This window comes from Bacillus sp. NS1 (assembly GCF_058248265.1).
Map to the genome: position 1 here is coordinate 392,242 of NZ_JBZAZF010000003.1, position 14,258 is coordinate 406,499.

The 14,258-nt window shown below is 41.1% G+C and carries 14 protein-coding genes; 8 read left to right on the forward strand and 6 right to left on the reverse strand.

Going from position 1 to position 14,258, the window contains the following annotated elements; translation table 11 throughout:
• Positions 1-33: 33 nt before the first annotated feature.
• The 6 genes from AC4CV5_RS12375 to cypB all read left to right on the forward strand — a co-directional run bounded on the left by AC4CV5_RS12375 (position 34) and on the right by cypB (position 6,412).
• Positions 34-834, forward strand: a complete 801-nt coding sequence (locus AC4CV5_RS12375; protein WP_166850273.1) for a formate/nitrite transporter family protein — start codon at positions 34-36, stop codon at positions 832-834.
• A 394-nt stretch (positions 835-1,228) separates the two neighbouring features.
• A complete protein-coding gene (locus AC4CV5_RS12380; protein ID WP_003237348.1) occupies positions 1,229-1,378 on the forward strand; it encodes a YrzI family small protein in 150 nt (49 codons plus the stop codon).
• 156 nt (positions 1,379-1,534) lie between these two features.
• Positions 1,535-1,693, forward strand: a complete 159-nt coding sequence (locus AC4CV5_RS12385) for a hypothetical protein (protein WP_326221909.1) — start codon at positions 1,535-1,537, stop codon at positions 1,691-1,693.
• A 189-nt stretch (positions 1,694-1,882) separates the two neighbouring features.
• Entirely contained in the window at positions 1,883-2,425 is a 543-nt protein-coding gene (locus AC4CV5_RS12390) for a class I SAM-dependent methyltransferase (RefSeq protein ID WP_166850276.1), read from the forward strand.
• Positions 2,426-2,645: 220 nt separating this feature from the next.
• The gene (gene fatR, locus AC4CV5_RS12395; RefSeq protein WP_166850279.1) at positions 2,646-3,230 is read left to right on the forward strand and encodes a transcriptional regulator FatR; all 585 of its coding nucleotides are present in this window, start codon (positions 2,646-2,648) and stop codon (positions 3,228-3,230) included.
• A gap of 17 nt (positions 3,231-3,247) precedes the next feature.
• A complete protein-coding gene (gene cypB, locus AC4CV5_RS12400; RefSeq protein WP_490922907.1) occupies positions 3,248-6,412 on the forward strand; it encodes a bifunctional cytochrome P450/NADPH--P450 reductase CypB in 3,165 nt (1,054 codons plus the stop codon).
• Positions 6,413-6,654: 242 nt separating this feature from the next.
• On the opposite strand, the gene AC4CV5_RS12405 is transcribed toward cypB, so the two are convergent.
• The 5 genes from AC4CV5_RS12405 to AC4CV5_RS12425 all read right to left on the reverse strand — a co-directional run bounded on the left by AC4CV5_RS12405 (position 6,655) and on the right by AC4CV5_RS12425 (position 11,491).
• Positions 6,655-6,951 (reverse strand): YrhK family protein, encoded by a 297-nt coding sequence (locus tag AC4CV5_RS12405; protein ID WP_166850293.1) that lies wholly within the window; start codon positions 6,949-6,951, stop codon positions 6,655-6,657.
• Between the two features lie 125 nt (positions 6,952-7,076).
• Positions 7,077-8,993: an acyltransferase family protein gene (locus AC4CV5_RS12410; RefSeq protein WP_222143237.1), complete on the reverse strand. Its 1,917-nt coding sequence runs from the start codon at positions 8,991-8,993 to the stop codon at positions 7,077-7,079.
• A 110-nt stretch (positions 8,994-9,103) separates the two neighbouring features.
• Positions 9,104-9,961, reverse strand: a complete 858-nt coding sequence (gene rsiV / locus AC4CV5_RS12415) for an anti-sigma-V factor RsiV (RefSeq protein WP_166850296.1) — start codon at positions 9,959-9,961, stop codon at positions 9,104-9,106.
• Complete coding sequence (gene sigV, locus AC4CV5_RS12420; protein ID WP_222143235.1) at positions 9,961-10,461, reverse strand: RNA polymerase sigma factor SigV; 501 nt, start codon at positions 10,459-10,461, stop codon at positions 9,961-9,963. The genes rsiV and sigV overlap by 1 nt, the downstream gene beginning before the upstream one ends.
• Positions 10,462-10,663: 202 nt before the next feature.
• A complete protein-coding gene (locus AC4CV5_RS12425; protein ID WP_166850311.1) occupies positions 10,664-11,491 on the reverse strand; it encodes a TrmB family transcriptional regulator in 828 nt (275 codons plus the stop codon).
• A gap of 151 nt (positions 11,492-11,642) precedes the next feature.
• Between AC4CV5_RS12425 and AC4CV5_RS12430 the strand changes: the two genes are divergently transcribed.
• Positions 11,643-12,275 carry a LysE family transporter gene (locus AC4CV5_RS12430; protein WP_222143420.1) on the forward strand — a complete coding sequence of 211 codons (633 nt, stop codon included), beginning with the start codon at positions 11,643-11,645 and terminating at the stop codon, positions 12,273-12,275.
• A 109-nt stretch (positions 12,276-12,384) separates the two neighbouring features.
• On the opposite strand, the gene AC4CV5_RS12435 is transcribed toward AC4CV5_RS12430, so the two are convergent.
• Positions 12,385-13,773, reverse strand: coding sequence for an amino acid permease (locus tag AC4CV5_RS12435; RefSeq protein ID WP_490922910.1), 1,389 nt, complete (start codon positions 13,771-13,773; stop codon positions 12,385-12,387).
• A 250-nt stretch (positions 13,774-14,023) separates the two neighbouring features.
• On the opposite strand from AC4CV5_RS12435, the gene AC4CV5_RS12440 reads away from it, so the two are divergent.
• Positions 14,024-14,236, forward strand: a complete 213-nt coding sequence (locus AC4CV5_RS12440; RefSeq protein WP_248602057.1) for a hypothetical protein — start codon at positions 14,024-14,026, stop codon at positions 14,234-14,236.
• The last annotated feature ends 22 nt before the right edge of the window (positions 14,237-14,258 follow it).

A 14,258-nucleotide genomic window follows, 5' to 3' on the forward strand; every position in this document is an offset into this window, starting at 1 on the left:
TAAGAAAAGAAGATACAATGGAGGCGTTTTAGTATGGCTTTTCGGAAACCGGATGAAATAACGGATGCAGCAATTGAAGCAGGGGTGAAAAAAATAAAGCTTCCTCTGCCATCGCTGCTTGTGCTGGGTTTTTTAGGAGGCGCATTTATCGCGCTCGGGTATTTGCTTGATATCAGGGTAATCGGCGACCTTCCGAAAGAATGGGGAAGCCTGTCCAGCTTGATTGGGGCTGCAGTATTTCCCGTCGGCCTGATACTTGTGGTTCTCGCTGGCGCTGAACTGATCACAGGAAATATGATGTCAGTTGCGATGGCTTTATTTTCGAGAAAAATATCTGTTAAAGAATTGGCGGTTAACTGGGGAATCGTCACGATTATGAACTTAATTGGCGCATTGTTTGTTGCTTACTTTTTCGGGCATTTGGTTGGACTGACTGAAACGGGTCCTTATTTAGAAAAAACGATCGCAGTTGCGCAAGGAAAGCTTGATATGAGCTTCGGCAAGGTTCTCATTTCAGGCATCGGCTGTAACTGGCTTGTATGTCTTGCGGTGTGGCTTTCTTTCGGCGCCCAAGACGCAGCAGGAAAAATCCTTGGCATCTGGTTCCCCATTATGGCTTTTGTGGCAATCGGATTTCAGCACGTTGTCGCCAACATGTTTGTGATTCCCGCTGCCATTTTTGCTGGCTCGTTCACGTGGGGGCAGTTTATCGGAAACATCATTCCTGCTTTTATCGGCAATGTCATCGGCGGAGCGGTATTTGTCGGTCTCATTTATTTTATCGCATATCATAAGAAAGACCGCTCCAGAAAAGAAATGAAGCAGGTGTCATGACCAAAGGACAAATCTATTCCATGATTTGCACAATTTCCGTCCATTTTTAGAAAAAGATGTTTACAAAATGGAATTTGGTGGATATACTTACAAAGTAAGAAAAAAGCAAAGGAGGCTGAACAAAATGACAATGAGACAACGACGTCAACCTGTACGTGATACACAAGTAAAAGTTCATGGTTTATTCAGCCTGTGGAAGAGTTCGTGTCCTTCCTTAACCGATGCTTATCGCACGCATTAAATTCGGATTAGTCGGACATACGCAACTCCCCGCAGGCAGTAGAGGCATTGGTTTGGTGTCTTCTTTTGTCTGCGGTTTTTATTTGCCCGCGGCAGAAGGAATGATGCCGCGGGTTATTTCGCTTGAAGCGGACTTTGAAAGGGGGTGAGCGATATGACGATTAACCTATTCTTTTTAACGTTAACGATTAACAAACGGTTTAAAAGCCCGGAGGAATTCGAACGAGAACAGCAGATTGAGCAGATTTACGATGAAATGAAAGAGTCTCAGTTAAAGCATCTTTATTTAACAAACTGGCGCTAAAAGCAATGAAAAAACTGAAGGGGGAGATGACATATGCTTAGAATGGAATTATTGATGCATTATACGATGGAGAAGGATCAAGTTTAGCGAAACAGCTGTCAAGAAAATGCCGGCCTGCATATGATAAATCAACGTTACGGTAAGGCAGGTGATGGCATGATGAACGATTATCAAAAAAGGCTGCCGTCGATAGGCCATGGTTATGCGTCAATGCCGCATTCCTTCAAACATGGTTATGGAAATCCATTCCGTCAGCAGAGGCTGATGGCCATGCATCAGCAAAGGCTGTATGTATTCCCTTATCATTGGCATTAGAAAGAGGGCAGAAAACATTTTGTTTTCTGCCTTTTTTTGCGGAAAAAAATGAAAAAGTTAAGTTCTGTTGAAACATTTTTAAACACATTGCCGTCTAGTTGGTATCTTCATTCCCATTTAGAAATGAAGGCGATGTTTATTTTATTAATATAATAAATGAACATAGGAAACCAAAAGCAGGTGTTTATAATGCTAGAAAATAGACTCTATAACCGATCGAATCTTTTGAAATTATTTTCTCGGAAATATAAGCAAACCAAAACAATTGAGCATATGATGATAGACTCTATAGACATACAAGAAAATGACAGAATTTTAGAAATTGGAATCGGAAATGGCACTGTTTTTAAGAACATAACCGAGAAACTGGAAAAGGGAAGCTTCAAAAGCATTGACCCTTCAAAGCGAAAGGTAAGGCAAATATCACGCGCGAATCGAAAGAAAATGGGGAAAGGGGAGATTTTTCATGGCTATCCTGAGAACATTCCTTTTGATGACCGTACCTTTAATAAAGTGTTTTCCTTACATACGGTTCAGAGCTGCACTGATATGAGGCTTGCATTAAGAGAAATTTACCGGGTGCTTCAAATTGACGGCCGATTTTACATCAGTATTGATGCAAATACCGGTGAAAAAGAGAAAATGTATATTCAACTGCTGAAAGACCAGCATTTCAGGGATCTTTCTGTCATCAGGCGTGATTCCTGTCTTTGCATTGTGGCTGTTAAATAAAATCATTTCTCGGGAAATATATCCAGAGCCTTTTTTGGGGATTTGGGTATATTTTCTTAATTTTTTATTTTTTGCATATACTTTATATTAAAAAAAGTTTTTTTCCTATAAACTGATAACAGAAGAAAGGGTAAAGAGGTGATTCAGACAGATCGGACATTCATTATGAACAAACGGAATGAATATTCATTCCGCGAAAAATCGGAGGTTTTAAGATTACATGTTATCCGCATCGAGCAGTAAACACGACATGATTATGAAAGCGGCGGTCTCACTTTTTACAGAAAGGGGATTTAATGCTACCACTATCCCTATGATAGCTGAACGAGCTCATGTGGGAACAGGAACGATCTACCGCTATTTTGACAGCAAAGAAACACTCGTCAACATCTTGTTTCAAGAAAGCATCCAGCGCTTTACGGAAAAACTGAAGCAAGATTTTTCGGAATTGCCTGTCAGAGAAGGCTTCCACCACGTATTTTGCTGTCTCGTTCAATTTACGAAAGAGAGTGACTATGCGCTTTTTTTTCTTGAAACGAAGAAAGACGCTCATTACTTAAATGACGCAAGCAGAAAAATGATAGAAAATCTGACACATATGCTTAATGACTATTTTAACAAGGGAAAAGCAGAAGGTGTAATTCGCAGCTTGCCCTCTAATGTGTTAATTGCGATTGTGTTAGGGGCATTTCTCAAGATATATCAGCTCGTCCAAACGGGTGATATAGAGATGGACATGGATTTAATTACTGAATTGGAACAATGCTGCTGGGACGCCATTAAGCTTCATTCATCACAAAAATAGGAAAGGAAGATGTATTAATGAAACAGGCAAGCGCAATACCTCAGCCCAAAACATACGGACCTTTGAAAAATCTTCCGCATCTGGAAAAAGAGCAGCTTTCTCAATCCTTATGGCGGATCGCTGATGAATTGGGTCCGATTTTCCGTTTCGATTTTCCAGGGGTGTCCAGTGTTTTTGTATCCGGTCACAATCTCGTGGCTGAAGTGTGTGATGAAAGCCGCTTTGACAAAAACCTTGGCAAAGGCTTGCTAAAGGTGCGCGAGTTCGGCGGAGACGGCTTATTTACAAGCTGGACGCACGAACCGAACTGGCAAAAAGCCCACCGCATTTTGCTTCCGAGCTTCAGTCAAAAGGCGATGAAAGGCTATCATTCTATGATGCTGGATATCGCATCCCAGCTGATTCAAAAATGGAGCCGGCTTAATCCTAATGAAGAAATTGATGTAGCGGACGACATGACCCGTCTGACACTTGATACGATTGGGTTATGCGGGTTTAACTATCGTTTCAACAGCTTTTACCGTGATTCACAGCATCCGTTTATTACCAGTATGCTTCGTGCCTTAAAAGAGGCGATGAATCAATCAAAAAGACTGGGCCTGCAAGATAAGATGATGGTCAAAACGAAGCTGCAGTTTCAGAAGGATATAGAAGTCATGAACTCCCTTGTTGATAGAATGATAGCGGAGCGAAAAGCGAATCCGGATGAAAACATTAAAGATCTTCTATCACTCATGCTTTATGCAAAAGATCCTGTAACAGGTGAAACGCTTGATGATGAAAACATTCGATACCAAATCATCACATTTTTAATTGCAGGGCATGAAACAACAAGCGGTTTGCTTTCCTTTGCGATTTACTGTCTGCTTACACATCCGGAAAAACTGAAAAAAGCGCAAGAGGAAACGGATCGTGTGTTAGTTGATGACACGCCAGATTATAAACAAATCCAGCAGCTGAAATACATACGGATGGTTTTAAATGAAACACTCAGGCTGTATCCAACAGCTCCGGCATTTTCTCTCTATGCCAAGGAAGATACTGTTCTAGGCGGAGAATACCCAATCAGCAAAGGGCAGCCTGTCACCGTTTTGATTCCAAAACTGCACAGGGACCAAAATGTTTGGGGCGAGGATGCAGAAGATTTTCGTCCGGAACGGTTTGAAGACCCTTCGCGTATTCCTCACCATGCGTATAAGCCGTTTGGAAACGGGCAGCGCGCTTGTATCGGCATGCAGTTTGCTCTCCAAGAAGCGACAATGGTTCTCGGTCTTGTATTAAAGCATTTTGATTTGATGAACCATACTGGATACGAACTGAAAATCAAAGAGGCATTAACGATCAAACCGGATGACTTTAAGATTACTGTGAAACCGAGGAAAACAGCTGCAATCAATGTACAGAGAAGAGAACAGGCTGACATCAAAACAGAAACGAAGCCAAAAGAAACACAACCTAAACATGGCACACCATTACTCGTTCTGTACGGTTCAAATCTTGGGACAGCGGAAGGAATAGCCGGTGAACTGGCTGCTTACGGACGCCAGATGGGCTTTACAGCCGAAACGGCTTCGCTCGATGATTATATTGGCAAGCTTCCTGAACAAGGCGCAGTCGTCATCGTTACGGCTTCCTATAATGGGGCGCCGCCTGATAATGCTGCCGGCTTTATAAAATGGCTGGATGAGCTTGAGGAAGGACAATTGAAAGGTGTTTCTTATGCGGTATTCGGCTGCGGAAACCGGAGCTGGGCCAGCACGTATCAGCGGGTTCCCCGCCTCATAGATGACATGATGAAAACAAAGGGAGCATCACGATTAACAGCGATTGGGGAAGGCGATGCCGCCGATGATTTTGAAAGCCAGCGCGAGTCGTGGGAAAACCGCTTCTGGAAGGAAACGATGGAGGCATTTGATATAAACGGAATATCTCAGAAAGAAGACAGGCCTTCATTATCAATTACTTTTCTCAGTGAAGCGACGGAAACGCCGCTTGCCAAAGCATATGGCGCGTTTGAAGGGAATGTTTTAGAGAACCGGGAGCTCCAGACGGCTGATAGCCCGCGTTCCACCCGCCATATTGAATTGCAGATTCCTGACGCCAAAACATATAAAGAAGGCGATCATATCGGCATACTGCCAAAAAACAGCCAGAAGCTTGTTCAGCGGGTCCTCAGCCGATTCGATTTGCAGTCCAATCATGTGATAAAAATAAGCGGAGGCCCTCATATGGCTCATCTTCCGATGGATCGGCCAATCAAAGTGACGGATTTGTTGGGGGCCTATGTGGAGCTGCAGGACCCGGCTTCAAGGCTTCAGCTGCGGGAGCTGGCTTCTTATACAGTCTGTCCGCCGCATAAAAAAGAGCTGGAACAGCTCCTTTCAGATGATGGCATTTATAAGGAGCGGGTACTGGCAAAACGTCTCACCATGCTTGATCTTTTAGAGGACTACCCTGCCTGCGAAATGCCGTTTGAGCGGTTTTTAGCACTTTTGCCATCACTAAAACCGAGATATTATTCCATTTCAAGCTCACCGAAAGTCAACGCCAATATCGTGAGCATGACAGTAGGCGTTGTTAAAGCTTCAGCCTGGAGCGGGCGAGGCGAATACCGGGGCGTCGCCTCTAATTATTTAGCAGAGCTGAATACAGGTGATGCAGCGGCCTGTTTCATCCGAACGCCTCAATCCGGATTCCAAATGCCAGATGACCCTCAAACGCCTATGATTATGGTCGGGCCTGGTACAGGAATTGCGCCATTCAGGGGCTTTATTCAGGCAAGATCTGTTTTGAAGAAGGAAGGAAGCGAGCTCGGTGAAGCTCTTTTATACTTTGGCTGCCGACGACCCGATCATGATGATCTTTACAGAGAAGAGTTGGATCAAGCGGAACAGGATGGTTTGGTTACCATCCGCAGGTGCTACTCACGCGTCGAAAACGAACCAAAAGGATATGTCCAGCACTTGCTCAAACTAGATGCACAGAAGCTGATATCACTTATTGAAAAAGGGGCTCACATTTACGTATGCGGTGATGGATCGCAAATGGCTCCTGATGTAGAGAAAACTTTGCGTCTGGCATATGAAGCTGAAAAAGGAGCAAGTCAGGAAGAATCCTCCTTATGGCTGCAAAAGCTGCAAGACCAAAAACGCTATGTAAAAGACGTTTGGACAGGAATGTAATAAAAATCAAATCCCGCCATCAATCAGATGGCGGGATTGCTTTGCATGTGAGAAAACCGGCACGATAATGAAATCTACTGAAAAGGATGTTATAGGGAGTATCGCGCCGGCCTTATTGTTAATATCGTCAAACAGGGACAAAAGTTTAGGTTTTTCACCTTATTTTTAAAAATAAATAGTCTAAAAGTCTTGTTTTTGAGTTTGCGCATCGTTTTTTTTGGTATATTATACCCACCTATTCCTCAAGATGATCCACCTGTTGAAGATCGATGTTTCAATTTGCGTTCCACATGTTTTCGGTAATGAAAGTCATGAATCAGCCGAATCGTGGGCCTGATTAACAGCAGCAAGCTTCCAATCGCAAACAGCCATATCCCTGCTGACTTGAACTGGTCATAAAAAAAGAAAAAGCTCCCGACGAGAAACAAAGCACCAATGGTAAAATCGTTCACTGTATAAAGAATCTTATATCGTTTTTTGAAAAAAAGTTCGTATCGTTTCAGTTCTTTTTTGATGTCATGTTCTTCATTAGCTGCCACTATCATCCCTCCATTCTATTTTGGCTTACCCTCACGTAAACGACATGTAAACATAAGAATTGGTTTGAAAAAATGGGGATGATGAGAGAAAGATGAGCAATGTTTTTAAATAGGGCTTCTTTTTTTTACAAAAACGATTCCATCGCCTGAACAATAAGACCAGTCAAAGCTTTAGCCCCTTGTGGAACCAAGTGTACGCCATCAGGTGTAAAGTATTCTGGATGCTGAAGAGCCACTGTATGCCAGTCAACTAACGTAACATTTTGATGTGCGTGGGCCTGTTGTTTCAAAGATTCATTTACTTTGCTTTCCCATTGGCGGGGAACTCTAGTATTGACAAGATAGATATGAGCTTTTGAGAAAGATTGAATCAATTGTTCAATTTGGCTGTTTGTAAAGTAGCCATTGGTTCCCAGCTCAATAATGACAGCTCTATTCGGCTGATTAAAAGACTTGTATTCCCTTGTAAGCTCCAAAGCTTGAGACATCTGCCTCCCCACTTTTCCATCAATCGTAACATGTGAAAGTGACTGACGGAGGTGTGAGGCAATATCAAGCATGACGGAATCTCCTATAGCTAACACTTCTTTATCAGAGTCTTTGGGTTCTTTCGCCTGCTGAGATTGCGTGTCTTTATTTTTATTAGCTTCTTGTCTATTATCTTTGTTCTCCTTTTGGTCTTGATTGGAGTCTGTTGTCTTTTGATCGGCATCGTCTTCCTTGTCTTTATCAGCTGCAGCTTTCTTACTATCCTCAGAAGTCTGGCTGGTATGAGCGTTTGTTTCTTGTGAGCTATACGTCCACTTGGTGGGGTGCTTTTGCTCTCCGGCTAGTCCAGACAGTCCTCCCGCAAAGATAAGTAGAGCGAGAATGATGAAACCAATTGACATTTTACTGATGACAGATGTCGTTTTCCATTCCTTGATTCTATGTATAAAAACACGGCGGAAAAAGGATCTAAATCCCTGAGTCCTTATCGGCTTCTCAATGCACTGATAAGAAAACTCTGCGAGTATAAATGTAGCAATGACCTTTAGCACGATATGCCAAAAAACAGGGTTTCCGATTTCTTGGACTGGCGTGCTCAACACAATAACAGGATAGTGCCAAAGATAAATACCATAAGACCTTGTTCCAAGCCAACGGAGCGGCCTCCATGAAAGCAGATTGCCTAAAAAGCTGCTCGGATGGCAAATACATGCAATAAGGATTGCGGCGACCATGCTAATCAAAAGCATGCCGCCTCTGTAAAGAAAAGGCTCGTATTCATCTGTGAAATAGACACACAGCACTAATATACAAAATGCCGTAAGTTCAGTAGCACGCAAAGTGTGCTTCAGTTTGTTTGGCAGCCTGTTGGAAGACAGCCTTTTCATCGGCCATACCAATGCTAAGGCACATCCGATGAGAAGTTCAAACGAACGAGTATCTGTACCGTAATACACGCGGCTCGGATCTGCGCCGGGATCATACAAAAAGCTCATCATCACGGCTGAACAAAGCGCCAGCAATGACACCGCGGCCGCCAATCTGGCGCGGCTTTTAAATATGTACATTCCAGCAACAAGGAACATCGGCCATATCATATAAAATTGTTCTTCAATCGCCAGCGACCAAAGGTTTTTTAGAGGTGATGGGGAACCGAAACTATCAAAATATGATAGCTTGTGAAAAATAAACCACCAATTACTTATATAAAAAAGAGAAGAAATGGCATCTCCGCGTACAGTATGCAATAGTTCCCTATCAAACAATACAACCCAAATAACAGCAGAAAAGATCATAAGGTAAGCTGCTGGCAGGAGCCGCCGAATTCGGCGAACCCAAAAGTCCCGAAAATCAAGGCTGATAGCATTTCCATGTACCGGCAATAGAATGGATGTAATTAAATAGCCGGATAAAACAAAAAAGATATCGACTCCAATGAAGCCGCCATTAGCCCAATTGAAGTTTAGGTGATATGCGATAACTGACAGGACGGCAAAAGCCCGAAGGCCATCGAGTCCAGGGATGTATCGATGATGCTGTGTCTTGTGATACATGGGTATTCCTCCAATAGTATGCAGATATTCTCGTTGTTTTTGATAGCTAGATTACGACCTCAAATAGAGAAGATAGAAAACATCCATCATGTCAGTTGGATGTTTTTTTATTATCGAATATAACGATCTCCCACGAGCAAGCTTGATATGACGCTGGTTGGAATTTTAAACTCGGTAACGCCCATATATCCGGGGGCGACTTCATATTCATCAAATGAGATCACAAGTTTATGATCTTCGGTAATGTAAAACGTTTGATCAGGAAGAATCGTTTTGAATGGTTCTGCATCTTCATCAGTGAGCCAATATATTTTATTTGGATCTTCCTTCATTTGCTGTTTCATTTGTTCTTTGATGTTTTGGCTGATGGCTTTGATATAACGCTCATCTTTGAATAAGCTTTTTAATGTCAGTAAGATATCATTTTTTTTGTCAATTGTGATATAACGGCTTTGGGTGTAAGAAGATGCTTGTGTTTTTTCAATATCGCGCCGGATAGAGAGTAGATCTGGCGTGTCTGTTACTGTCTCGTAATCACTATAGATGCTGAGATGTCCTTTTTTGTTTTTGGATGTGGCCTGTATAAATTCCTTGTACAGCTGCTTGCTTTCTTTCAAGTATTTCTGGTTAATGCTGTTTTCAAGCTCTTTATTAGAAAGTCCGGATAGAGCAGGTGTTTTAACATCGATGCTCGATTGATCTTTTTCTTCTTTAATCTCAATAAAAGTGATGGCTTTGACAATCTTACCGATGACAGGGATTTTCGACATTGCTTGCGCTGCGTCAGGGTTGATGTTTACAAGTGCAGTGAATAAAATAGCCGCCGCAACAGCTGCTGATGTCGGCCACATGACGATTTTTTTCTTTTTTGTTTCTTGCTGAAGGGCATTTTCAACAATGATATCAAGTTCTTTAGGAATCTGAACACTTTTATATTCTTCTCTTAATTGCTGCAATCTTTTATCCATTAAGAAAGATCCTCCTTCGTCAACTGAATGCGCATCAGCTTCAATGCTCTGTATAGGCGCGTTTTGACGGTATTAATGTTTTCCCCTGTTATTTCTGCAATTTCATCTAATTTGAGATCTTCAAAAAAACGCAAAATAATAATGGTTTTATAGCGGTATGGCAACTCGTCAAGCGCTTCATGAAGATCAGTGTCCTTGTAGTGGTCTTCTTTTCCGTTGCTTAAAAACTCTAACGTATCGTCATCCATCACTTTTACCTTTTTTTGTTTGCGCAAAAAATCAATAGCTGTACGTACTAAAATTTTATAAAACCAGCTTTTTATCGTTTCAGGGTTTCTGACCGTTTCAACTGAGCTCAGCGCTTTTTTTATAGATTCTTGAATAATATCTAATGCGTCGTCTTGATTTTTTACATAACTGAAAGCCAACCGGTAGAAATCTTGTTTATGATTAGTTATGCACGTGACAAGCAACGCTTTTATTGTTTGTTTTTTCTTCATTGCAATAAAGGGCTCCTTTTTGTATATACGTATATCATAGGCTGTTACCTAGGATAGACGCGGAAGGCTGAAAAATAGTTTGCGCAGAATAGCATTTTTTTAAAAGAAATGATCAGAGAGGGAGGATCCTAAAAACTTTGTAGAAAGAATGCATAAAAAAACATGGCTTGTTGATACAAGCCATGTTTTTTGTACTATTGTTCTATTCCAAATAATGTTTTTTGAAATCTGAGTGGATAGAAAATTTGCGGCGCAGCTGGATGAGGTTTTTTCCAAAGCTTTCTTCTAAAAGTCCTCTATGTTTTTTCAAAATTTCCATGAGGTACAGATCATGAATGATCACTTCAGTAATAGGCATGACTAATCCTACATGCATTGTCCATGCAGCACGGCTGTCGTTGCCAAGAGAGACGATACCTGCTACGACTTCTGAATCATCTCCGCTATAGACAAGCCACCGTCCGTCATACTCTTCTGTAATTTCACTGCTCATATCATGAAGGTAAACAGTAGCAAAATCAGATACGATGTCTCCGTACGCAATAATGGTGACAATGACACCTTGATTTGCCGCCTGCTTTAGCTCTGATTCTATCTCTTCAAAATCCTCTTTCCATATTTCTAAGAGGATTCTTTTTTTGGCAGATAAAATACAAGCCTTCACCTTTTCAAGAATTTCTTTGCGTCCGGTGATATTCCAGATATTCTCCCGGTCGTTTGCAGTCTGCTCGAATTTTTCAAAGTATTTCTCAGCCTGGTCAAAATGCTCTTCCGCTTTGAGCCGGCGGTTTTTAATCAGTTCTTTAGCGGGGACAGGGACATACTGAGGCGTATTTCCATGACTTACAAAAACATCTCCTCTGATGACAAGGCTTTCCAAGACTTCATAAATTTTAGAACGGGGCACTCCGGATTTTTTGGCGACGGCATAGCCTGTTAAAGGTGAATCTTGCAATAAAGCAAGATATGCTTTTGATTCATATTCGGTAAAATTGAGATTTTTTAAAATGTCTAACATATTTTCCTTCATACATCCTCCAATATAAAAAGCAGTCGTTGCCTTTGTACTCGCTATTTTAACAAACCATATTGATTTATTCCAAACCCATTGATACAATTTTATAAGTAGTTACTTTTGTAGTCACTATATGTTGTGGGGATTTTTTAAAGGGGGAGAAGAAATGCACAGCTTACTCACATACATACCGATCGCTGCCATGATGGTTATTTTACCGGGTGCAGATACAATGCTTGTTATGAAAAATACCCTTAGATACGGCGCAAAGGCTGGCCGTTATAACATTCTTGGATTGGCAACAGGACTTTCCTTTTGGACGGTTATCGCCATTTTAGGTTTATCAGTGGTGATTGCAAAGTCGGTTTTTCTTTTTACAACAATCAAATATTTGGGAGCAGCATACTTAATTTATTTAGGAATCAAAAGTTTTTTTGCCAAAAGCATGTTTTCTATAGATGACATGCAATCCCAAGCAACAACCACGGGAAATTCTCCGAAACGTTATTATAAGACTTCCTTTATGCAAGGATCACTTAGTAACATTCTCAATCCTAAAACTGTTTTGGTTTATGTTACAATCATGCCCCAATTTATCAATCTGAAGGGGAATATAAACCAGCAGCTCATCATTTTAGCTTCAATCCTAACCTTGTTAGCGGTGTTATGGTTCCTGTTTCTCGTTTATATCATTGATTTCGCAAAAAAATGGATGAAAAACTCGAAATTCCAGAAAGCGTTTCAAAAAGTAACCGGTATTATATTGGTAGGTTTTGGCATCAAAACTGGTTTGAATTAAGATTCGGTTCTGTTGGCTGGTCGCCTAAAATACTATTGGAGACCCAAAATATAAGCAGTGTCCGGCGCATACAAAAAAGACAAGGGAGGGTGTATCCCTTGTCTTTTTGTTATTTCATTTTACTTCCTCTGGTGGTCTGTACCTTATACATAATAATCAATAAAATAAACCAGACCGGAGTGACAAACAAAGCTACACGTGTATCATTCGCCAGTGCCAATACGACAAGAATGAATGCGAGAAATGCGAGTGTTAAGTAGTTGGATAATGGGTAAAAAGGCATTTTAAATTTGCTTTCTTTCGCATCATCCTGCCTTGTTTTTCGATATTTCAGATGGCAAATCACCGTAATGCCCCAAATGAAAATGAAACATATAGTAGAAACACTGGTAATCAGTGTGAAGACTTGCTCTGGCATTATATAATTCAGGCTAACGCCAATCAGAATGGCGATGGTTGAAAAGAACAGCGCATTGCTTGGAACTTTAGATGAAGTCAGTTTCTTTAGCAATCCAGGTGCGTGATGATCCTTGGCAAGAGAATAGACCATGCGGCTTGTGCTGAATAAAGCGCTATTGGCTGCTGATGCAGCTGATGTTAATACAACAAAATTGATTATACTGGCAGCGGCAACGATGCCTACAACAGAAAAGACTTGAACAAATGGGCTTTCATTTGGGTTCAAAACATTCCAAGGATAGATACACATAATGACAAAAAGTGCGCCGACATAAAAAAGTAAAATCCGGGCAGGGATTTGATTGATGGCTTTAGGGATTACTTTTTGGGGATTTTCTGTTTCACCTGCTGTCAGGCCAACAAGTTCAATTCCCACAAAAGCGAAGACAACCATTTGGAATGAAAGGATAAATCCATGCCATCCATTTGGAAACATGCCGCCGTGGTTCCAAAGATTCGTGAGGCTGGCTGAGCCGGAAGCTGTGGAAAAACCTTTGGCAATCAAAAAAATACCAGTTACGATAAGAGCCAGTATGGCAATGACTTTGATCAATGCAAACCAGAATTCTAATTCTCCGAAAAGTTTAACGGTGGCAAGATTCATGATCAGCAGGATGATCAGCGCAAGAAGACCTGGCAGCCATTGAGGCACACCTGGCAGCCAATATTGCGTATAAATCCCGACCGCCGTCAAATCAGCCATCGCGAGAGAAATCCAGCAGAACCAGTAGGTCCAGCCAGTGATAAACGCTGCCATGTTGCCTAAATAGTCTCTTACAAAATCAACGAAAGAGTGATACCCCGTATTTGATAAGAGCAGTTCTCCGAGGGAACGCATAATGAAAAAGCAAAATACTCCGGTGATCAAGTAAGCAAATAAAATGGATGGTCCCGCAAAGTGGATGGATTTTCCTGAGCCTAAGAATAAACCAGTCCCGATTGCACCCCCAATCGCCATTAATTGTATATGCCTGTTTTTAAGGCCTCTAGACAATTTTTGTTGTTGTCCCAAATTGTCTTTGTTAGAATTGCCTGTCAATTTTATTTTCCTCCAATAATAAAAGATGAATAAAGTTTTATCGGATATTATACCATTTAAGAGAATATAATGTTTAATTTTTAAATTTTAAAAATATAATTTCATTTACTTGTTTGTAAAGGTGCTAAATATCTCTCACTCTATTTCTACTTTCATTTCTATTTATTAGTAGAGAAAACAGGAAAATGTTCAGTGTTGTTTATATTGAAAAAACTGTAAAATATTCTTGTTCAGCAAAAGAGGAAAAAGTATGAATTCGCTGAAGAAAATGATGTTGATCAGCATTTTCACCCTTGTACTATTGATATTATGCATGACGGTGTCTCCCAAAAGCTCACAAGCAGCTATAAGAGGTTTTATGGGAACTTGGGATTTAGACGGAGACGGCAGCAATGAACTGGCATACAACCTCGGACAACGTCTTGAAATTCAAAATCAGGAGGCTTCAGCTTTACATACCTAATTGGAGCAAGCTGGGGTTTAAA